The sequence below is a fragment of the Cellulosimicrobium sp. G4 BAM 1002 genome (assembly GCF_057126935.1).
Map to the genome: position 1 here is coordinate 2,735,103 of NZ_CP182109.1, position 19,667 is coordinate 2,754,769.

At 74.0% G+C, this 19,667-nt stretch carries 17 protein-coding genes; 6 read left to right on the forward strand and 11 right to left on the reverse strand.

The window, feature by feature from the left end; all coding sequences use genetic code 11:
* The first annotated feature begins 47 nt into the window (after positions 1 to 47).
* A complete protein-coding gene (locus ACMXGY_RS12385; RefSeq protein ID WP_483773295.1) occupies positions 48 to 2,360 on the forward strand; it encodes an ATP-binding protein in 2,313 nt (770 codons plus the stop codon).
* A 55-nt stretch (positions 2,361 to 2,415) separates the two neighbouring features.
* Here ACMXGY_RS12385 and ACMXGY_RS12390 read toward each other — a convergent pair whose 3' ends face one another.
* Positions 2,416 to 3,366 carry an alpha/beta hydrolase gene (locus ACMXGY_RS12390; protein WP_483773296.1) on the reverse strand — a complete coding sequence of 317 codons (951 nt, stop codon included), beginning with the start codon at positions 3,364 to 3,366 and terminating at the stop codon, positions 2,416 to 2,418.
* A 201-nt stretch (positions 3,367 to 3,567) separates the two neighbouring features.
* Between ACMXGY_RS12390 and ACMXGY_RS12395 the strand changes: the two genes are divergently transcribed.
* Positions 3,568 to 3,981, forward strand: coding sequence for a cupin domain-containing protein (locus ACMXGY_RS12395; RefSeq protein ID WP_483773297.1), 414 nt, complete (start codon positions 3,568 to 3,570; stop codon positions 3,979 to 3,981).
* Complete coding sequence (locus ACMXGY_RS12400; protein ID WP_483773298.1) at positions 3,978 to 4,793, forward strand: DUF427 domain-containing protein; 816 nt, start codon at positions 3,978 to 3,980, stop codon at positions 4,791 to 4,793. The genes ACMXGY_RS12395 and ACMXGY_RS12400 overlap by 4 nt, the downstream gene beginning before the upstream one ends.
* Positions 4,794 to 4,886: 93 nt before the next feature.
* Here the strand turns inward: ACMXGY_RS12400 and ACMXGY_RS12405 are convergent, their stop codons facing one another.
* Positions 4,887 to 7,640, reverse strand: a complete 2,754-nt coding sequence (locus ACMXGY_RS12405) for a PKD domain-containing protein (RefSeq protein ID WP_483773299.1) — start codon at positions 7,638 to 7,640, stop codon at positions 4,887 to 4,889.
* A gap of 200 nt (positions 7,641 to 7,840) precedes the next feature.
* Positions 7,841 to 9,013, reverse strand: a complete 1,173-nt coding sequence (locus ACMXGY_RS12410) for a sugar phosphate isomerase/epimerase family protein (RefSeq protein WP_483773300.1) — start codon at positions 9,011 to 9,013, stop codon at positions 7,841 to 7,843.
* A 270-nt stretch (positions 9,014 to 9,283) separates the two neighbouring features.
* On the opposite strand from ACMXGY_RS12410, the gene ACMXGY_RS12415 reads away from it, so the two are divergent.
* Complete coding sequence (locus tag ACMXGY_RS12415) at positions 9,284 to 10,519, forward strand: inositol-3-phosphate synthase (protein WP_483773301.1); 1,236 nt, start codon at positions 9,284 to 9,286, stop codon at positions 10,517 to 10,519.
* A gap of 196 nt (positions 10,520 to 10,715) precedes the next feature.
* Here ACMXGY_RS12415 and ACMXGY_RS12420 read toward each other — a convergent pair whose 3' ends face one another.
* The 3 genes from ACMXGY_RS12420 to ACMXGY_RS12430 are packed head-to-tail and all read right to left on the reverse strand — an operon-like array spanning position 10,716 to position 15,399.
* Positions 10,716 to 11,714, reverse strand: a complete 999-nt coding sequence (locus ACMXGY_RS12420) for an NAD-dependent epimerase/dehydratase family protein (RefSeq protein ID WP_483773302.1) — start codon at positions 11,712 to 11,714, stop codon at positions 10,716 to 10,718.
* Positions 11,711 to 14,380: an alpha/beta fold hydrolase gene (locus ACMXGY_RS12425; protein WP_483773303.1), complete on the reverse strand. Its 2,670-nt coding sequence runs from the start codon at positions 14,378 to 14,380 to the stop codon at positions 11,711 to 11,713. The genes ACMXGY_RS12420 and ACMXGY_RS12425 overlap by 4 nt, the downstream gene beginning before the upstream one ends.
* Positions 14,377 to 15,399 (reverse strand): 3-oxoacyl-ACP synthase III, encoded by a 1,023-nt coding sequence (locus ACMXGY_RS12430; protein ID WP_483773304.1) that lies wholly within the window; start codon positions 15,397 to 15,399, stop codon positions 14,377 to 14,379. Before ACMXGY_RS12430 ends, ACMXGY_RS12425 begins: the two co-directional genes overlap by 4 nt.
* Before the next feature lie 301 nt (positions 15,400 to 15,700).
* On the opposite strand from ACMXGY_RS12430, the gene ACMXGY_RS12435 reads away from it, so the two are divergent.
* Together ACMXGY_RS12435 and ACMXGY_RS12440 are read left to right on the forward strand one after the other, a co-directional pair.
* Entirely contained in the window at positions 15,701 to 16,348 is a 648-nt protein-coding gene (locus ACMXGY_RS12435; protein WP_483773305.1) for a dihydrofolate reductase family protein, read from the forward strand.
* A 41-nt stretch (positions 16,349 to 16,389) separates the two neighbouring features.
* Positions 16,390 to 16,830: a VOC family protein gene (locus tag ACMXGY_RS12440; protein WP_483773306.1), complete on the forward strand. Its 441-nt coding sequence runs from the start codon at positions 16,390 to 16,392 to the stop codon at positions 16,828 to 16,830.
* A 13-nt stretch (positions 16,831 to 16,843) separates the two neighbouring features.
* Here the strand turns inward: ACMXGY_RS12440 and ACMXGY_RS12445 are convergent, their stop codons facing one another.
* The 5 genes from ACMXGY_RS12445 to ACMXGY_RS12465 form a co-directional block, all read right to left on the reverse strand.
* Positions 16,844 to 17,212 (reverse strand): DUF2200 domain-containing protein, encoded by a 369-nt coding sequence (locus ACMXGY_RS12445; RefSeq protein WP_483773307.1) that lies wholly within the window; start codon positions 17,210 to 17,212, stop codon positions 16,844 to 16,846.
* Between the two features lie 107 nt (positions 17,213 to 17,319).
* Positions 17,320 to 17,850 (reverse strand): O-acetyl-ADP-ribose deacetylase, encoded by a 531-nt coding sequence (locus ACMXGY_RS12450; RefSeq protein WP_483776860.1) that lies wholly within the window; start codon positions 17,848 to 17,850, stop codon positions 17,320 to 17,322.
* An 80-nt stretch (positions 17,851 to 17,930) separates the two neighbouring features.
* Positions 17,931 to 18,509 carry a DUF6580 family putative transport protein gene (locus ACMXGY_RS12455; RefSeq protein WP_483773308.1) on the reverse strand — a complete coding sequence of 193 codons (579 nt, stop codon included), beginning with the start codon at positions 18,507 to 18,509 and terminating at the stop codon, positions 17,931 to 17,933.
* A complete protein-coding gene (locus tag ACMXGY_RS12460) occupies positions 18,488 to 18,958 on the reverse strand; it encodes a DUF4430 domain-containing protein (RefSeq protein WP_483773309.1) in 471 nt (156 codons plus the stop codon). The genes ACMXGY_RS12455 and ACMXGY_RS12460 overlap by 22 nt, the downstream gene beginning before the upstream one ends.
* Positions 18,959 to 19,022: 64 nt before the next feature.
* Complete coding sequence (locus ACMXGY_RS12465; RefSeq protein ID WP_483773310.1) at positions 19,023 to 19,667, reverse strand: cation efflux transmembrane domain-containing protein; 645 nt, start codon at positions 19,665 to 19,667, stop codon at positions 19,023 to 19,025.

Here is a 19,667-nt window from a genome sequence, read left to right on the forward strand (position 1 = left end):
GCTCGGTGCCACGACGGGACACCCTGCGACACGACGGCGAGGCGCTCATGGACACAGAGGCACTCGGCCCCACGGTGCGACGGCTCCGGCTCGCCGCCGACCTGACCCTGGAACGGCTCTCCGAGCTCTCCGGCGTCAGCGACCGGGCCCTCAGCGACATCGAGCGCGGCGCGGCCCGGGGACCCCAGCACCGGACGATGCTGGCCGTCGTCGACGCGCTCGGCCTCGGCGAGCAGGACCGGGCGCTCGTGCTGCGGGCTGCGCGCGAGGGACGCCGCCGGGCCCGTCCTGAGCCCGGGTGGCGTCTGCCGCTGCCGCGCGGGACGGCCGACTTCATCGGGCGCGACGCGGAGCTCGACCGGGTGACGCGGGCGCTGCGCGCGGCCCCCGGCGAGCAGCCGCCCGTCGTGGTCGTCACGGGGCCGCCGGGCTATGGCAAGACGAGCCTCGCCGTCCGTGTGGCGCAGCGGCTGCAGGCCGAGTTCGACGACCAGCTCTTCCTCGAGCTGGCCGGGACCGCGCCCGACGCCGTGCCCTCGGGCAGCGTGGTCGCACGGCTCGTCCAGGCGCTCGTCGGGACGGGCACCCGGGGCAGCGACGACCCGGCCCGGCTGCGGGCCCTCCTCGCGGGTCGACGCGTCCTCGTCGTGCTCGACGACGCGCGCGACGAGGCGCAGGTTCGCGCCGCGCTCCCGTCGACGGGACCCGCGGCGGTGCTCGTCACGAGCCGACGTCGCCTCGAAGGACTCGAGGACGTCGTGCGGGTCGATCTCGACCGCCTGCGCTCCAGGGACTCCCGTGCCCTCCTCGCGCGCATCGTCCCCGAGAGGCAGGCCTCCCAGCTCGACCTCGCGCGCCTCGCCGAGCTGTGCGACGACGTCCCGCTCGCGCTGCGCATCGCGGCCAACCGGCTCGCGAGCCGGGCGACCTGGACCGTGGACGCCCTGGCCGCCCGCCTCGCGGTCGCGGACCGTCGCCTCGACGCGCTGGCCGCCGGCGACCTCTCGGTGCGCGCGGCGATCGACCTCTCGTTCGACCAGCTCGGCCCGGCCGCGCAGCGGCTGTTCCGCCGCCTCGCGCTCGCCGACGGGCGCGACGTCGGCACGGGCCTGGCCGCGACCCTCGCGCAGGAACCGGTCTGGACGACCGAGGAGCTGCTCGACGAGCTCGTGTCCCTGAGCCTCGTCCGCCCGGCCGAGCGCGACCGGTACGCGCTGCACGACCTGCTGCGCCTCTACGCGCAGCGAGCGCTCGACGACGCCGAGCCCGTCGAGGTACGCGCCACCGTCCGCGCCGCGGCGGACGCCTGGCTCCTGCGCACCGCTGTCCGGGCGGGCAGGTGGTTCGAGCCCGACGTCCTGGGCGACGGGTCCGCGGACGACGCGGACGTCGTCGGGCTGACGTCGGGCGAGGAGGCCCGTGCCTGGCTCACCGACGAGGCGGCGGCATGGTTCGCCGCCCTGGTGCGCGCGAGCCGGAGCGGCGACCACCAGGTCGTGGTCGAGGTTGCCGAGGCCCTGCACTGGTTCTCGGACCTGTGGCCCTACTGGGGACACTGGCACGAGGTCTACGCGGCATCTGCCGAGGCCGCCGAGGCGCTCGGGGACGACGCGCTCCTCGCGACCCACCTCGGCTACGTCGCGTGGGCGCAGGTCCACTGCCGGGGCGACGACGCCGCAGGCACTGCGGCCGCTGAGCGTGCGCGCGAGGTGGCCGAGCGGGTCGGCGACCCGGACCTGCGCGCCTGGGCCGCCTACTACGTCGGCTGGTGCGCGAGCTCCGCGGGCGACCACGCGCGGAGCGTCGCCGCGTCGGAGGAGGCGATCGCGCTCTTCCGGCTCGCGGACGACCGCGAGGGCCTGCCGCAGGCGCTGTTCCAGCGGGCGCAGGGCCTCGCGGCGCTGGGGCGCGCGGACGAGGCGATCGCCCACCTGCGGGACGTCGTCGCGCTCGTGCGCGATCCTCGCACCGCGCCGCGCGGGCAGGTCGCCGAGTTCACCGCCCTGCACGCGCTGGGCACGATCGCGCGCATCAGCCTCGACCGGCAGGACTGGGCGACCACGCGCCGTGTCGCGGACGAGGCGATCACGGGCTTCCTGGCCCAGGGCGCCCGCCCGTCGGCCGCGCACATGCACGTCTTCCGCGCCCACGCCCGGCGCGCGCAGGACGACCACGCGGGCGCGCGGGCCGACCTGGCGCGGGCTGTCGAGCTCTTCGAGGGCTCGGGCGACGCCGAGGGCCTAGCCGCGGCGCGTGCCGCGGGCGCGCTGGTGCGCGGGGACGACGGCGGCCCCCGTCGCCGGGACGACGGGGGCCGCACGGGTCGGACCGTCCGGAGACGGCGGCGACGGCGTCGATGATCGACGCCGCGACCTCCGCGGGCGCGTGTACCGGCCGGGCCCGGCGCACAGCCGGTCAGAGGGTGCCGAGCGCGGTGCGCAGCACGTGGACGGCCTGCTCGACGGCGGCTGTGGTGGCCTGTGTCGGGCGCAGCGGGTTGAGCATCATGAAGTCGTGGATGGTGCCGTTGTAGCGCAGGCTCGTGGTGGGCACGCCGGCCTGGAGGAGGCGGCGCGCGTACGCCTCGCCCTCGTCGCGCAGCACGTCGTTCTCGTCGACGACGACGAACGCGGGCGGCAGCCCGGCCAGGTCGTCGAGCGAGGCGCGCAGGGGTGAGGCGGTGATCTCCTCGCGCTTGTCGACGTCGGGCAGGTAGCTGTCCCAGAACCAGGCCATCGCTGCCGCGGTGAGGTGCGGGCCGTCCTTGAACTCGCGGTAGCTCGCGGTGTCCTGCGCGGCGTCGGTGACCGGGTAGTACATCGACTGGTGCACGAACGTCACGTCGCCGCGCTGCTTGGCGAGCAGCGCGAGGGCGGCGGTGAGGTTGCCGCCCACGGAGTCGCCCGCGACGGCCATGCGGGACGCGTCGAGCCGGAGCGTGGCGCCCTCGGTCGTGACCCAGCGCGCCACGGCGTAGCCCTGCTCGAGCGCGACGGGGTAGCGGACCTCGGGCGAGCGGTCGTACTCGACGAACACGACCGCGGCGCGGGCGCCGACCGCGAGCTCGCGCACGAGCCGGTCGTGGGTGCCGGCGTCGCCGAGCACCCAGCCACCCCCGTGCATGTACAGGACGACGGGCAGCGTCCCCGTCGTCCCCCGCGGCGTGACCACGCGGGCGCGGACCGGTCCGTCGCCCGCGGGGACGGTGACCCAGGTCTCCTCCACCTGGGCCATCTCGATGAGCTGCGCCTGCAGGTCGTCGAGCACCTTGCGGGCGCGCGCCGCGCCGAGCTCGTCGACGAACGGCGGTGCCGCGACGGCGTCGGCGAACGCCTGCGCCTCCGGTTCCAGGACGGGTTCGCTCATGGTCTTCTCTCCTCGGTGCGATGGATCCCTGCGCCTCCAGCCTGCGAAACCGCGGCTCCGGGCACCACGAAGAACGGACGCAGGACTCGCCGTCGGCGCACGTCGTGTCACAGGCCGGGCGCGCGCCCGGTCGATCGGGTGCCGCAGGACGACAGCAACGACGACCGGTTCGGCCGGTCCGTGACGAAAGGGAGAACCACCATGGGAAAGCCTCGGTCGGAAGCGTGGAAGACCGCGCTGACGATGCTTCAGGACGCCGCTCCCCCGTTCGTCCCCGAGGGCGCGCACGCGATGACGCTGGTCGTCGAGTACCCGCCCGGGGACGGGGGCGCCCCACCGCACCGCCACCCCGGGCCGGCCTTCGGCGTCGTGCTCGAGGGCGAGATGCTGATGGAGCTGGAGGGCGAGCCCGAGCGGGTCGTCCGGGCGGGCGAGGCGTTCTGGGAGCCGGGCGGCGACCTGATCCACTACCAGGACGGCAACAACCGTGACGACGTCCCGCTGCGGTTCACGGTCACCTGCCTGTGTCCCCCGGGCGAGCCGATGTTCGCCCTGGTCGACGAGGCCGAGCTGGCCCGTCGCCAGGACCGCCGCGCAGCAAGGGAGGGACGATGAGCATCCTCGTCCGCGGCCTGTTGACCGCCGCCGTGGGCGAGCTGCGGCACGAGCCGACCGCCGTGCGGGTCCGCGCCGCGCTCGCCGGGGCGACCGTCGTCGACAGCGTGCAGGCCGTGCTGGTGTGGGAGCCCGGCCAGGTCGTCCCCGCCTACGCCGTGCCCGAAGCGGACATCCGCACCGCCCTCTCCCCCGCACCTGTCCGGGACGGCGACCGGCGGGCGGCCCACACCGCCGACGGCGAGCCGGTCCTCGTGATCGGCGAGGGCCGCAACGGGTCGGGGCTGCGGCTCGACGACCCGGACCTCGCCGGCTACGTCCTCCTCGACTTCACGTCGTTCGACGCCTGGTGGGAGGAGGACGAGCCGATCTCGGCCCACCCGCACGACCCCTTCCACCGGATCGACGTGCGCGCCAGCTCGCGCCACGTCCGAATCGAGCTGGACGGCCACGTCCTCGCGGAGTCGTCGCGGGTGATGATGCTCTTCGAGACGCTGCTGCCCACGCGCTTCTACGTGCCGCGTGAGGACGTCGTCGTCCGGCTCGAGCCGAGCGACACGCACACCGCCTGCGCCTACAAGGGCCGGGCGGCGTACTTCTCCGCCCGGGTCGGCGGGCGGCTCGTGCGCGACCTCGCCTGGACGCTCCCCGAACCTCTGCCGGAGGGAGAGCGCGTCGGCGGGCTCGTCGCGTTCTTCAACGAGCACGTCGACGTCGTGCTCGACGGGCGGCTGCTCGAAGCACCGGTCAGTCCGTGGCGCCCGGCGGGCAGGCGAAGCGCGGACCGTGAGGCGAAGCACTTCTCCGTGTGACCCGGGTGCGGCAGGGCGTGCGCCGTCGCCACGTCGCCGTGCCGGCCGGCCCGCCGGCGGTGTGCCTGCGGGCCGGCCGGAGGTGCTACCGCGTCACCGCGGCGTGGCCGCGACGGTGACCCCCACCGTCGTCCAGTCGCGGGTACCGCTGCTGTCGGTCGCGATCAGACGGGCGGTGTACCTGCCCGGCTGGGCGTAGACGTGGGTCGCCTCCGCGCCCTCCGCGGTCGTCCCGTCGCCGAAGTCCCAGACGTAGGACGCGATGGTGCGTCCCTCCGGTGCGACCGCGGACCCGGTGAGCGTGACCGCGACGCCGGCGGGCCCGCCTCCGCGGCTCGCCTGCGCCTCGACGACCGGGGCCGTCGCGTCGGCGACGCCCCGTCCGTGGAAGACCAGCCAGTCGAGCGCCACGACGCTCGCCCCGGTGTCGGCCTGACCCTTGCTGGAGGCGACCACGTAGAGGGTCGTCGTCCCCCCGCCGGCGTCGATCTCGAGGGTGGGCGACACCACCTGACCCGGAGCGGTCGCCGGGGCGACCTTGACCTGCCCGAGCTTGGGCCCGGTCGGGCTGCCCGTGCGCACCTCGAGGGTGGTCTCGGCGGCACCGCGCACCGCCCCGACCGTCAGGGCCGTGATGCCCGTCAGGTCCACCGGCTCGAAGGCGATCCAGTCGCCGTCGTGGATGTCACCGACCAGCCGCCCACCGCGGGCGGAGTCGCCGTCGACGATCTGCACCCCGGAGCTCTCGCTGTAGAACTCGGCCTCCTTGTCGCGCACCTGCAGGCGGATGATCTCCTGCGCAGCGAGCGCCGGGACACCAGGGGCACCGAGGTCCTGGTATCCCGCACCCAGCACCGCGTACACGTTCTGACCCACGCCATGGTCGGCCGGGTCGAGGAAGACGTCGCCGGAGCAACCCTCGTAGTTGTCGAGAGGATGGGCGTGGTCGTCGTGTCCCAGCTGGGTGGCGACCGTGACGAGGCTGCAGTCGATCGTCCCGTCGGCGGTCGAGCCGTCCTCGGCGTCCACGACGTCGACCGAGTACGGCACGGTGTCGCCGAGCTCCGCGAAACCACCGGTGAGCGGCTGGGCGAAGGACACCTCGGGACGGGTGTTGCCGACCGTGATCTTCTGCACGGAGACGCCGCTGAGCCCGTCGCTGTCGGTGACCGTCAGGCGCGCGGTGTGCTGCCCGTTCTCCGCGTAGGTGTGGACGGGGTCGCGGTCCGTCGAGTCGACGGTCCCGTCGTTCTCGAAGTCCCACTCGTACGTGATGTCGAGCCCGTCAGGGCTGTGGCTCGCACCGCCGTCGAACGCAACGGTCAGCGGCGCCGGGCCGGAGTCGACGTCGGGCGTGAACTGGGACACCGGGCGCCGGCCGTCGGCGGCGTAGTCGATGCGGTAGATGCCGGCGTCCGTGTTGGTGCTGCCACGCCCGGCTCCGCTGCCCCGCCCGAAGTCGATGACGTACAGCGAACCGTCGGGCCCGAACTCCGCCTCGAACGGCGCGACGAACGTCTCGTCGGGCAGGAACGGGTCGATCGAGAGCAGCCCACCGGTCGTCTCGTCCAGCGAGAGCACCTTGTAGAAGTGGCGCGCGTACTCCGAGACGAACCATCGGCCGTCGTACGACTCCGGGAACTTCGTCTTCACGTCGAGCTCGGCGTCATAGCGGTAGACCGGGCCGCCCATCGGCGCGGCGCCACCCGATCCGAGCTCGGGGAACTCCTGCGAGACCCCGTAGCCGTACCAGACCAGGGGCTCCTGGGTCGGCGGCAGCTCGCGGAGGCCGGTGTTGTTGGGTGAGTCGTTGACCGGGTTGGCGCAGTCGAACGGCTCGCCGGAGACCCCGGTCGCGTAGTCGTAGTCGACGTACGGCTGGCTGTTCCCGTGGCAGTACGGCCATCCGTGGTTCCCCGGTCCGGTCATCCGGACGAGCTCGACCAGCCCCTCCGGACCCCGCAGCGGGTTCGCCACCCGGGCGTCGGGCCCGTAGTCGCCCACCAGGACGGCATTGGTCGCAGGATCGACGGTGACGCGGAACGGGTTGCGGAAGCCCATGCCGTAGATCTCGGGCCTCGTGTTCTCCGTCCCGGGCGGGAAGAGGTTTCCCTCGGGGATGGTGTACGTGCCGTCGTCCTGCGGCGTGATCCGGAGGATCTTGCCGCGCAGGTCGTTGGTGTTCCCCGACGTCGCCTGGGCGTCGTACGCGCGGCGGCCCGGCCGTTCGTCGATCGGGGTGTAGCCCTGCTGGTTGAACGGGTCGGCGTTATCACCGGTGGCGACGTAGAGGTTCCCGTCGGGCCCCATGGCGAGCGACCCGGCCATGTGCGAGTTGGCGCGGCCCTCTCCGCGCCAGATCGTGAAGTCGAACAGGCGCTTCTCGGAGTTCCGGTCGATCGTGTTGTCGGGCCCCATGGTGAACCTCGACAGGTTCATCCTGGCCACGTCCGGGTCGCTCCAGAGGAGGTAGAGCCAGCCGTTCTCGGCGAAGTCGTTGTCGAGCGTCAGGCCGAGCAGGCCGTCGGACTGCGTGAGCAGGTCGAGGCTGTAGTCGAGGTCGAGCGCGGTGAACTGGCGGAGCGTGTCCTGCTCGAGCACCTTCACCTGTCCCGTCCGCTGGATGTAGATCACGCGGCCGTCCTCGGCGACGTCGAGCTCGAACGGGTCGGCGAGGCCCTCCGTGACCAGTGGCACCTTGTCGAAGACGTCCTCCGCGACCTCGGCAGAGGGGTGTCCGTCCTCGTGCTCGTGGGCGTGGGCGACCGGGACGGAAGCGACGGTGCCGATCGCGACGGCCATCCCGATCGTCGCCCTCAGCGCTCTGCTGTGTTTCGCAGACATCATCAAACACTCCCTTGTGTGGTCGAGTGCCTCGGCGCGACCGGCGGTGGCCGCGCACGGCACACGTTCGTCACAGGGGCGGTCCGGACGGGCCGCTCCTTCGTTCCCTCGTGGGGTCTGGTGGTGGTGGGGTGGAGACTCGGCGCAGCGTGGCGACCGTGGCCTGAGCTGCCGGCCCGGCGGAGCGGGCCGGCAGCCGTCGGTCAGTACTGCAGGTCCGTCAGGTAAGCAAGACTCGTGCACGCCGACGTCACGCCGTCGGGACGCGGCTGGTCGTTCTCGGTGAACGCGTACTCGACGCCCGCCAGGGAGGCGTTCGCGAAGATCTCGGCGAAGTCGATGGTGCCCGCGCCGACGTCGGCGAACGATCCGTCGGGAGCGATGTCCTTGAGGTGGAGCAGCTCGAACCGGCCGGGGTAGGTCTCGAAGAGGTCGACGGTGTCGACCCCGATGCTGGCGGCCCAGTACACGTCGAGCTCCATGGTGACGAGCTCGGGGTCGGTCTCGCGGACCAGGACGTCGTACCCGGTCACTCCGTTCTCCTGCGTCTCGAACTCGTAGCCATGGTTGTGGTAGGCGACCGTGATGCCGGCCTCCTTGAGCTTCGCGCCGACCTCGTTCAGCACGGCGGCGGTCCGGGAGTAGTCGGCAAGGGTCCACCGGCTGGATCCCGAGATGCGCACGTACTCGGCACCGATGGCCTGCGCCTCCGCGATCACGCCGTCGAGGTCGTTCTCGAGGTTCGACTGACTGACACCGAGCGACGGCACCGCGATGCCTGCGGACTCGGTGAGCGGCGCGAGCTCGGCGGCCGTGTAGCCGTAGAAGCTGCCGACGGCGCCGGACGGCTCCATGTTCTGGAAGCCGCACCCGGCCAGGGCAGCCAGGGTTCCCTCGGCGTCCGACGGCATCGTGGCACGGACGGTGTAGCCGACGAGGCCGACCCTGCTCAGGTCGACGGAGCGCGTCCCGGTCACGGGGTGCGGACTCCCTACCTCGGACGCGGCCGCTGCCGTGACGATCGCGGCGCGCTCTGCGTCGGTGATGACCCCGGTGCGTGCCTGGTCTGCGGTGACTCGCGCGACCTTGCCGACGAACTGGCCGTGGTTGGCGAACGGCGCGTCCGCCATGATGACGTCCATCAGGGTGCACCCGCTGCCGACGTCGTGGTTCGTGACCCCGGACGCCGCGGCGCCGGCCCCGAAGAACACGGACGACTCCGCGGAGTAGCCGTACGTGCAAGCGTCCGTCGCCGTCGCCGCGAGCGCGCCCGAGGGGATCAGCGGGAGCAGGAGCGCGCCGGTCGCGGCGGCGACGAGCCGCGCCTTCCTGCTCCAGCGGCCGTCGGTGCGTGACGGGGATGTTGCGAGTGCCATCAGTCTGCCTCTCCGTTGAGGAATGCCTGCTCAGGACGTGCGTCCCATGGCTGCGCAGTGCGCGTGGTCCCGACGCTAGGATCGCCCCCGCGACGGCAACAACGAGTTGCCACTTGTTGCACCTGACCCAGGGAACCGACCGTGGCCGCGACCCGCGCGGCAACTGACGGCAACTCGGCAAGTGACGGCAACTCCTTGTCCGCGGGCGGAGCGGCGGATCGAATGTCGAGGTGACCACCGATCCAGGCGTTCACCCCACACGGAGCGACGATGCGCAACAACGCTGCTGACGACCTCACACCGGCCCGCGACGTCCCGGAGCACGCCGCGCCGAAGGAGCGGACGGGCCTGTGGCTCGTGGGAGCGCGCGGTTCGGTGGCGACGACGGCGACGCTCGGGCTGGCCGTGTTGGCTCAGGGCCACGCCGCCCCGACCGGGTGCGTGACCGCGCGCCCGGAGTTCGACACCGTGCCGCTGCCCGGGTTCGGCGACCTCGTCGTGGGCGGGCACGACGTCGCTCCCTGCCCGATGGGCAAGCGGGCCGAAGCCTTGGTCGAGGCCGGGATGATCGCCCCGCGCCTGCTGTCCGCGGCGCTGAACGCCCTGGAGGCCGCCGACGCCGAGGTCCGGCCCGGCTACGACCCGCATGAGCACCGCGGCTCCCAGCTCGGGGCAGCCGAACGGCTCGCGGCGGACATCGTCGCGTTCCGCGACCGGCACGCCCTGGCCCGGGTCGTGGTCGTCGACCTGGCCTCGACGGAGCCGCCGATCGAGCCGCGGCCGGAGCACGACGACGCCGACGCGCTGCTCGCGGCGCTCGCCGACCTCGACCAGGCCGTACTGCCCCCGTCGTCCGTGACCGCATACGCCGCGGTGCTCGCGGGCGCGCCGTACGCCGCCTTCACGCCGTCGGCGGGCATGGCGGTTCCCGCGCTGACCCGGCTCGCTACGCAGGCCGGCCTGCCGGTCGCCGGGCAGGACGGCAAGACCGGCCAGACATGGCTGCGCACCGTCCTTGCGCCCGCGTTCGCCGCCCGCGGCCTGCGGGTGCTGTCGTGGGCGGGGACCAACCTCCTCGGCGGCGGCGACGGCGCCACTCTCGCCGACCCACAGAACGTGCGCAGCAAGCTCGCGACGAAGTCGCGCGGCCTCCGGGACCTCACCGGCTCCGACGTCACCCCGCTGCACATCGACAACGTCCCCGACCTCGGCGACGTCAAGGTCGCCTGGGACCACGTGCACGTCGAGGGCTTCCTCGGCTCCCGACTGACCCTGCAGACGACGTGGAGCGCCTACGACTCGATGCTCGCGGCGCCCTACGTGCTCGACCTCGCCCGCCTCCTCGCCCTCGCGCACGCCGCCGGGATCGCCGGGCCGGTGCCCGAGCTCGGCTTCTTCTTCAAGGAGCCGTGGGCGTCCGACACGCACGACGCTGCCGCACAGGCCCATGACCTGCACGCGTGGGCGGCCCGGGTCGGCGGCGCTCTGGCCGCGTCCCGGACCTGATCGATGAGCTCGTCGCCGTTGTCGTAAGGCGTGATGACTGCGATCACGAAGAACTGGACCGCATCCGCGCCAGTGTGTACGGGTCCGGCGCGAACGCAGTGGTGAACGCCTTCGTCTGTGACCGCGTCTGCGATGACTTCTTCCTGAGCGCGGCCTCGAGCGTCGTCGTGGGTACGGCTGGCACCACGGACCGTCGTCAGACGGCCGTGCCGCCGTAGTGCGCGGCCAGGAGCCGCAGCCCCTCGTCGACGCTCACGGCAGGGCGCCAGCCCAGGTCGCGACGCGTGGCCCGCTGGTCGAACCAGTGCGCGGTCGACAGCTGCTCGGCGAGGAAGCGCGTCATCGGCGGCTCGTCGGCGCCCGGGCGCACACGCCAGACGGCCTCGACCAGGCTGCCCGCGGCCCGGGCGACCCCGGCCGGCACGCGCCACCGCGGTGGCTCGACGCCGCCCGCCCGGGAGATGCCCGCGAGCAGGTCGGCGACGGTGCGCGGCTCGCCGTTGGTCAGCACGTACGCACGACCGTGCACGTCGTGGGCGCGGTCGAGCGCGGCGAGGATGCCGTCCGCGGCGTTGTCCACGTAGAGCGTGTCGATGAGTGCCGCGCCATGCCCCAGCAGGGGCAGGCGCCCGCCCGCCGCCCGCTCGAGCACCCGCTCGACGAGCTGCGTGTCGCCCGGCCCCCACACGACGTGCGGGCGCACGGCGACGACGCTCGGTCCGGTCTCCCCCGACCCCCGCCGACGGCGGTCGCGGCCGAGGGCGAGCAGCTCGCCCGCCGCCTTGGTGCGCGCGTACTGTCCGCGCGCGTGCCGGGGGTCGGCCGGCGTCGTGCCCGCCCCGACCAGGGACGAGCCCAGGTGTGCCACCGACGGCGAGGACACCTGGACGAACCGCTCGACCCCGGCGCGCTCGGCCGCGTCGAGGAGCGCACCGGTGCCCTCGACGTTCACGGCGCGGAACTCCGCGGGGTCGCCCGCGAGCGACACCTTGGCCGCGAGGTGCACGACCGCGTCGACGCCCTCGACGGCGCGCGCGACGGCCGCCGGGTCGGTCACGGACCCCTGGACGTCCTCCACGCCCGGCACGCCGGAGGAGCGGCGCTGCAGGGTGCGGACCTCGTCACCGCGTGCCACGAGCGCGCGGGCGACGGCGCCCCCGAGCAGCCCCGACGCCCCGGTCACGAGCACGGTCACGGCCGTCCCACCCGCCCGCCGGCGAGGACGCCGTCCGCCCAGGCGGCGAGGCGCGCCCGGTCGATCTTGGAGTTGTGCCGCACGTCGGTGGGCATGCGCGGCACCACGAGCACGGCCGCGAGCGCCACGGGCGACGCGGCGCGCACGGCGGCGGTCAGGGCCTCGGGCGCCAGCCCGGGGCGCCGGGCGCCGGGCACGGTCTCGACCACCGCGACCGCCTGCTGCAGGCCGGCGGGCCCGACGCCGACGAGGGCGGCCCGACGCACCTGCGCCACCCGCTCCACGTGCTGCTCCGGCCCCACGGGGGCCAGCGGGCCGTCGGCGGTGCGGAGCACGTGCCCGAGCCGCCCCTCGATCCACAGACGGCCCTGCGCGTCGAGGTGCCCGACGTCGCCGGTGCGGTGCCAGCGCCCTGGCGGGGTGCCGCGCTCGGAGGCCAGGTCGGTGAGCCACAGCCGGTCGTAGCGCTCCTTGAGGTGCCCGGCCCGCACGAGGACCTCGCCGAGCACGCCGGGCGCGGTCGACGGCGCGCCGGTCGCGGCGCCGTCGTCGTCGAGGGCGCTGACGAGCACCTCCGCCCCGGGCACGGGGCGGCCCACGCACACGCCGTCGTCGGGGGCCGCGGCGGCGTCGCGGATGCCGTCGAGCGTGACGTCCGTGACCAGCAGGCACTCCGTCATCCCGTACGGGGTGTGCGCCGTGGCCGCGGGCATGAGCTCGGCGGCCGAGCCCAGCAGCTCGGCAGAGATCGGCGCGCCCGTGGAGAGGAACGTGCGCACGCGCGCGAGTGCGGCGTGCTCGGCGGCGTCGAGCGCGTCGGCGGTCGCGACCACGTTGAGGATCGCGGCGGGCGAGAGGAACACGATGCGCGCGTCCGACGCACGAACGGCCTCGGCGACGGCTCGGGCGGTGAGCGTGCGCGGCGAGGAGACGTCCATGCGCGGGGTCACCGACCGGGTGCCGAGCGCGGGCCCGAGCAGCGCGAACGGGGCGAAGCCCGTGACGAGCCCGGTGTCGGGGCCGACGTCGAAGTGCTCGGCAAGCGTGTCCCGCAGCGCGGAGAGGCGGGCGTGCGAGTACACGACGCCCTTGGCCGGGCCCGTGGACCCGGACGTGAACAGCACGGCGGCCTCGTCGTCGGGGCCGGGCTCGGAGGGCAGCGCGGCGCCCTCCCCGGCGCGCGCGATGTCGACGAGCTCGTGCGCCACGCCCAGCGCCCGCCGGACCGCGGGCGCGAGCGGGTCGGCCGAGATCCGCACGCCGGGCCAGCCGAGCGCGCGCGCCGCGGCCAGGCCCTTGGTCTGCGCGACGACGAACCGCGGCCACGCCCCGCGCTGGGCGCGCGTGAGCCCGCGGACGCCCAGCCCGGCGTCGGCGACCACCACGACGGCCCCGATCCGCAGGCACGCGTACACCAGCGCGGTCAGCGTGGGCCCCGGCTCCACCAGCAGCGACACCCGGTCGCCCCGGCGCACGCCGATCGCGTGCAGCCCCGCGGCCACCCGATGCACCTGCCGGTGCAGCGCCCGCCAGCTCACGGCCCGGGCAGAACCGTCGGCGTCGGTCACCCCCATGTCGAGCACCGCAGGCGCGTCGTCCCCCGCCCGCGCGTCCAGCCCTGCCCACAGCGGCACGAACGACGGACGATCTACGTGCGAGGCGGAGGGGCCGGGGCGACCTGCAGCACCGACCCGGGACAGCACCTCGCCCCCGAGCCACCCGAGAACGGCGGGCGTCCACTCCGCATCCTCGGCGACGAGGTGGCCGGCGTCCGCGAACCGGTGCACGTGCGCGTGCGGCAGCCGGCGCACGAGGTCGTCGAGGTAGCGGTCGGAGAACACCGGGTCGTGCGGTCCCCACAGCAGCACGGCGGGCACGCGGAGCCGCGTGACGCCGGCGGCGATGCGGTCGAGCTCGGGCGCGCTGGGGTGCGCGGCGTCCACGGGGATGTCGGCCACGAAGCCCTCGATCCCGCGGCGGTCGTGCGCGGTGCGGTAGGGCAGCCGGTAGGCGTCCGCGACGTCGGCGGGCAGGCGCGGGCGCGCCAGGGCGAGCGTCGTGTCGAGGAAGGCGGGCGTCGTGCGGGTGCCGAGCCGGTGCACGGGCCCGGCGAGCGCCAGGCGCAGCGGCGCGGGCACCGGGGCGCCGTCGGGCTGGTGCACAGCCGTGTTGAGCAGCGCGACGCCGGCAAGGAGGTCGGGGTGGTCGACGGCCCAGCCGAGGGAGACGACGCCGCCCCAGTCGTGGCCGAGGGTGACGACGGGCCCCGCGAGGCCGAGGGCGTCGGTGAAGGCGCCCAGGTCGGCGACGCGGCGGGCGAGCGGGCGGTGCTCGCCGGTGCGGGCGGAGAACCCCATCTCGAGCTGGTCGACGGCGACGACGCGCCACGCTGCACCGCCACCCCGGACGGCGGCGCCGGAGTCGGTCACGAGCCGCCGCCACAGGTAGGACCACGTGGGGTTTCCGTGCACGGCGAGCACGGTGCCGACAGGCGCGACGCCTTGCCGCACGAGCTCGGGGCCCGTGTCCAGGTAGTGCCAGGTCGCGCCCCGGGCGTCGCGCAGCACGTGGCTGAACCGCAGGTCCAGACCGGGCAGCCCGTGCGGGACGGTGCCGGCGGGGCGCAGGAGGGAGTCGGTCGCTGGCGTGAGGGCGGGCCCGGTCACCAGGCCAGCTCCAGCATCGCCGTGTTGATGCCTGAGCCCACTCCCATGAGCAGCACGCGATCGCCCGCGCTGAGCGTGTCCTGCGCCTCGACGAGCGTGATCGGCACGGAGGCCGGCCCCACGTTGCCGAGCCGCTCGTAGGTGGTGGGCACGCGGGAGCGGTCCAGGCCCACCGCCTCGACGATCGCGTCGGTGTGCACGCGCGAGACCTGGTGCGTGATGTACCGGTCCATGGACGACCAGTCCCAGTCGGCGACGGCGTCCTTCCAGGCGTCCACGACGAGCTCGAGACCGCCCTCGAGCAGCGCCCTCGCATCGGTGAACATGCCCTCGGTGCTGCCCACGCAGAGGTCGTGGAACCGGGTGGCGGCGCGGGTGACGCCGCCCAGCACGCGGTGGGCGCTCGGGTGCTCGTCCGCGCGGCCCAGCACTGCGGCGGCCGAGCCGGAGCCGAGCGTGAGCGAGGCGAACTCCTGCATGAAGTCGTCGCGGTCGCGGTCCTCGCGCAGAAGCCGCTCGATCGTGCGGTCGTGGATGACGTCGGCGTCCTCGCCGTCCACGACGACCGCGTAGCGGATCTGGCCGGACTCGATCATGCCCGCGGCGAGGCTCATGCCGTTGATGAAGCCGAGGCATGCGTTGGCGATGTCGAAGTTGGTGGCGGACGACGGCAGATCGAGCCCGTGGTGCAGCCGCACCGCGACCGACGGCTCGAGGTGCCTACGCGTGACCGACGTGTTGATCAGGAGCCCGACGTCGCTCGGGTCCACCCCGGCGGCGTCCAGCGCCTCCTGCCCCGCGGCAACCGTCGCGGCGTCGACGTCCTCCTGGGCTGTCCAGGCGCGCCGCTCGCGCACGCCCGCCACACGTTGCAGCAGCGTGGACGGCAGGCGTAGGCGCCGCAGCGCGGGAGCGAGACGCTCCTGCACCTCGGCAGACGTCCGCACGCCGACGGGAAGCCGACTGGTGACGGACAGCAGCGCGACGTTGGTGAACCTGGCGGTGGCGTTTCCTGACACACGAGCTCCAGACGGCCGGACGCACGAGCGCCCGGCACAGCGACGAGAGGACCGGGGGCGCGTCACCGCCGGTGCGGCCGCGCGACCGCGCCGGGCAGGGGCGACGGCTGTTGCCGCCCACTCCCGCGTCCTCGAGCGTAGGACGCTCGGCGGATGCCCGCCGTTCCAACCGGGAGTTGTGGGGTGCGCCACGTCGCCACCGTCCGGCCGCGCGGTTGCTCGCTCCGCCCTGCTCGATGACTTCCGTGGCGCCCCGCGGTCTACCCCTGCACCGAGACGGCGAGCCGACCTGGAGACGACAATGGGACTCATCGAGATCGAGCTGTTCACGACCCTCGACCTCGTCGGGCAGGCGCCCGGCGGGCCGGAGGAGGACCCGGAGAACGGGTTCGCGTTCGGCGGCTGGCAGGCGCCGCTGATCGACGAGGTCGCCGGGCAACAGATCGGCGCGGCGTACGACGGCGCGGACGCGCTCCTGCTCGGGCGGCGCACGTACGACATCTTCGCGTCGTACTGGCCGTACCAGGAAGGCGGGCAGGACGACGACTTCGCCGCCCTGTTCAACCGCATCCCCAAGTACGTCGCGTCGCGCGGCACGCCCGACCTGCCGTGGGCCGGGTCGACGCTGCTCGGTCCCGACCTCCCGGCCGCGGTGCGCGAGATCCGCGACCGGCACGAGCACGTCAAGGTCGTCGGCAGCCTCGACCTGGTGCAGACGCTGCTGCACGAGAAGCTCTTCGACCGCCTCGACCTGTGGGTGCACCCCATCGTGCTCGGCACCGGCAAGACCGTGTTCGACGGCGGCGCGGTCCCCACGAACCTCACCCTCCTGGAGCCGCCCGCGACCAGCCCGGCGGGCACCGTGCTCCTGCGCTACGGCCTCGCCGACGGCACGCCCCGGACGGGCGACATGAGCGAGCCGGGGCGCGGCGTCGACCACGACGCGTGACCCTGGAACGACTCCGCACCGTGACGCCGAGGAGGCACCGCATGACCGTCCGACGGCTCGACAACGTCGCCGTCGTCGTCGACGACCTCGACGCGGCGATCGCGTTCTTCACCGAGCTCGGGATGGAGCTCGAGGGCCGGGCGACGATCGAGGGACGCTGGGCGGAACGCGTCGTCGGGCTCGACGGCCTGCGGTCGGAGATCGCGATGATGCGCGTGCCCGACGGCGCCGGCCGGCTCGAGCTCACCCGGTACGACGCGCCGACGCCGCTCGACCTCGGCCTGGGCACCGCACCGCCGAACGTGCTCGGCATGCACCGCGTCATGTTCGCGGTCGACGACGTCGACGACACGGTCGAGCGCCTGCGACCGCACGGCGGCGAGCTGCTCGGCGAGATCGTCCGGTACGAGGACGCCTACCGGCTCTGCTACCTGCGCGGTCCGAGCGGCGTCATCGTCGGGATCGCCCAGCAGCTCGGGTGACGGGCGATCGCCGCTACGACGCCGGGGCCGTCTCCCCGCGCAGGATCGACGTCAGCTTCTTGCCGCGCGCGAGCTCGTCGACGAGCTTGTCGAGGTAGCGGATCTTCTGCATGAGCGGGTCCTCGATGTCCTCGACCCGGTAGCCGCAGATCACGCCGGTGATGAGCGAGGCGTTCGGGTTCATCGCGGGAGCCTGCTCGAAGAACGTCTCGAGATCGATCCCGTCCGCGACGGCCTTCGCCAGACCGGCCTCGTCGTAGCCGGTGAGCCAGCCGATGACCTGGTCCAGCTCGTCCTTCGTGCGCTCCTTGCGCTCGACCTTGGTCACGTAGAGCGGGTAGATGCTCGCGAAGCTCGTCCCGAAGATCCGGTGTCGCGCCATGGGTGTGACTCCTCGTGCCTGTAGCTGGGCCCGCGACGGGGCCGACGTCGCACCACCCGCCTGGCGGCCCGGTGGCACCCCGCCACGCTACCGCGCGTCGCCTCGGGTCAGGAGCCCGCGCTCAAGAGCGCCGCCCGGAACTCCTCGGTGAGGGCCTCGCTGAACAGCACGAAACGCACCTCGTCCACGTCGCTCGGCGACGCCGGGCTCCATCCGTGGACGGCGTCGACGGCGACCCGCGCGACCGTGGCGGGCTCCCACCCGTAGACCCCGGCACTCACCGCGGGGAAGGCGACGGACCGCGCGCCCAGGCCCGCGGCGACGTCGAGCGAGCGCGTGAAGCACGACGCGAGCAGCGCCGGGTCCCGCTGCCCACGGTGCCAGTTCGGCCCTACCGTGTGGACGACCCACCGCGCCGGCAGGTCGAACGCGTCCGTGGCCACGGCGTCGCCGACGGCCAGACCGTCGGGGTGCGTGGTGCGCCGCAGCCGCCGGCACGCCTCGAGGAGACGCGGTCCGGCGGCCGCGTGGATCGCGCCGTCGACACCGCCGCCGCCGAGCAGCGTCGAGTTCGCCGCGTTGACGACGACGTCCGTCGCGACGCGCGTGATGTCGCCGCGCTCCGCGGTGATCTGGATGCCGGTCTGCACGCTCTCGACCCTACGCGGGCCCGTCGAGCAGCCGATCGCGGCCGGCCGGGTGTCGGCCGCGGAGACGGTCAGGCGGGACGGGCCGACACCGCGACCAGGCCGTGCGAGGCCTCGAGCCGGTCGACGAGCAGCGTGCCCGCGGCGACGAGCGGCACGAGGACGAGGTTGCCGAGCAGCATGGTGCGCAGGAAGGGCAGACCCGCGACATAGCTCGCGACGAGCCCGTCGACACCCGCCTGGTACCAGGTGCCGCGGCCCTGGAGCCAGACGCCGAAGTTCGTCCACGCGAAGAACCACAGCGACCCGGCCACGCCGAACACAGCGCCCGCACCGACGCGGCGCCAACCCGTCGTGTTCCTCGCGAGGAGTGAGCCGAGCCCGACCACGAGCCAGGCGCTCCAGGTGAACAGCGCGATCGCGGTGTTGCCCAGCACGACGTCGGACACGACCGTCACGGCGAGCGGCACGACGAAGGCCCACCGCGAGCGCAGCAGTATGGTCGCCGCGAACGTGGCCGCGGTGACGAGCTCGAGGTTCGCCGGTGCACCCAGGTCCTCCCGGACCAGGCGCCACACGACGGCGAACGCCGCGAGCGCCACGACGAGCGCCGGGCGCCACCAGCGGGTCAGTAGGTCTCGAGCTTCCACGTGATCTCGTCCCCGTTCTTCGTCTCGAGCGAACCTGCACCTACGCTAGCGGCCTCGCCGTTGACGTAGAGCGCCCAGAACTGGTTGTCCGGGTTGGCGGCGACGCCGTCGATGCTCGTGACGAACGCGTTCTCGCCCTCTCCGGTGACGGCGGCAGACGGGTCGGCCTCGAGCAGGAGGGCGAGCGCGGTGCTCCCGTCCTTCCCCTCGTAGGAGAGCTCGGGCGCCTCCTCGGCGTCGCCGGACTCGCCGTCCGAGGGCTCGTCGGTCGCGTCGTCGGCCGGAGCGCTCGTCTCCTCGCCGGCGCTCGACTCCGAGGTGGAGGGCGCCGCGTCGGCCGCAGGCTCGTCGGTGGACGAGCACCCGGCCAGGAGGCCTGCGGCGAGCAGGACGGCGGTCAGTGCGGTGAGCGGGCGCGCGGAGGTCCCGCGGAGCGTTCGGAGGGTCACGAGATCAGCCTACGGAACGCGCGGCCGGGCACGCCGGGCCGACCGCCAGTCGGACGACGCACAGTCAGCCGACCTTCTCCCCCGCGACGGCCTTGGCGGCCAGCCGCTCGTCCTCGCTGACCTCCCACACCTCGTAGGCGGAGTGGACGGCGAGCAGGATGATCCCGCAGCCGAGGACGAGGTCCGGCCAGCCCGACCCGGTCCAGGCGGTGAGCACCGCCATCGCGACGACCGCGACGTTCACGAGGACGTCGTTCCGGGCCGAGAGGAAGGCGGCGCTCCCGAGCGAGCCGCCGTGGTGCCGCACCCGCACGAGGAGCCATGCGCTGACGCCGTTCACGACGATCGCGCCGAGGGAGGCGAGGACGACGGGGACGACCTCGGGCGCCGTCGGATCGTCGAAGCGCTGCACGGCCTGCCCGGCGGCGAAGAGCGCGGGGACGAGGATCACCACGGCCATCGCCTTGCCCAGGAGGGCGCGGCGCGCAAGGGGGAAGCCCAGCGCGACGGCGACGAGCAGGTTGATCGCCGTGTCCTCGAGGAAGTCCACGCTGTCGGCGAGCAGGGACACCGAGCCCGCCGCGAGCGCGACGGAGACCTCGACGGCGAAGTACGCGAGGTTCAGCGCCGCGACGACCAGGACCGTCCGCCGGAGGCTGCGGGCGACGTCCGGGACGCGCGCCGCGGGCTCACCCTGCGCGGCAGGCAC

What these genes read in the sequence shown, in the direction of transcription:
- ACMXGY_RS12410 (WP_483773300.1), bottom strand. Translation starts at nt 9,013, where the DNA reads ATGGCACTCGCAACATCCCCGTCACGCACCGACGGCCGCTGGAGCAGG.
- ACMXGY_RS12415 (WP_483773301.1), top strand. Translation starts at nt 9,284, where the DNA reads ATGCGCAACAACGCTGCTGACGACCTCACACCGGCCCGCGACGTCCCG.
- ACMXGY_RS12445 (WP_483773307.1), bottom strand. Translation starts at nt 17,212, where the DNA reads ATGGCGCGACACCGGATCTTCGGGACGAGCTTCGCGAGCATCTACCCG.
- ACMXGY_RS12405 (WP_483773299.1), bottom strand. Translation starts at nt 7,640, where the DNA reads ATGATGTCTGCGAAACACAGCAGAGCGCTGAGGGCGACGATCGGGATG.
- ACMXGY_RS12385 (WP_483773295.1), top strand. Translation starts at nt 48, where the DNA reads ATGGACACAGAGGCACTCGGCCCCACGGTGCGACGGCTCCGGCTCGCC.
- ACMXGY_RS12435 (WP_483773305.1), top strand. Translation starts at nt 15,701, where the DNA reads ATGGGACTCATCGAGATCGAGCTGTTCACGACCCTCGACCTCGTCGGG.
- ACMXGY_RS12390 (WP_483773296.1), bottom strand. Translation starts at nt 3,366, where the DNA reads ATGAGCGAACCCGTCCTGGAACCGGAGGCGCAGGCGTTCGCCGACGCC.
- ACMXGY_RS12400 (WP_483773298.1), top strand. Translation starts at nt 3,978, where the DNA reads ATGAGCATCCTCGTCCGCGGCCTGTTGACCGCCGCCGTGGGCGAGCTG.
- ACMXGY_RS12395 (WP_483773297.1), top strand. Translation starts at nt 3,568, where the DNA reads ATGGGAAAGCCTCGGTCGGAAGCGTGGAAGACCGCGCTGACGATGCTT.
- ACMXGY_RS12440 (WP_483773306.1), top strand. Translation starts at nt 16,390, where the DNA reads ATGACCGTCCGACGGCTCGACAACGTCGCCGTCGTCGTCGACGACCTC.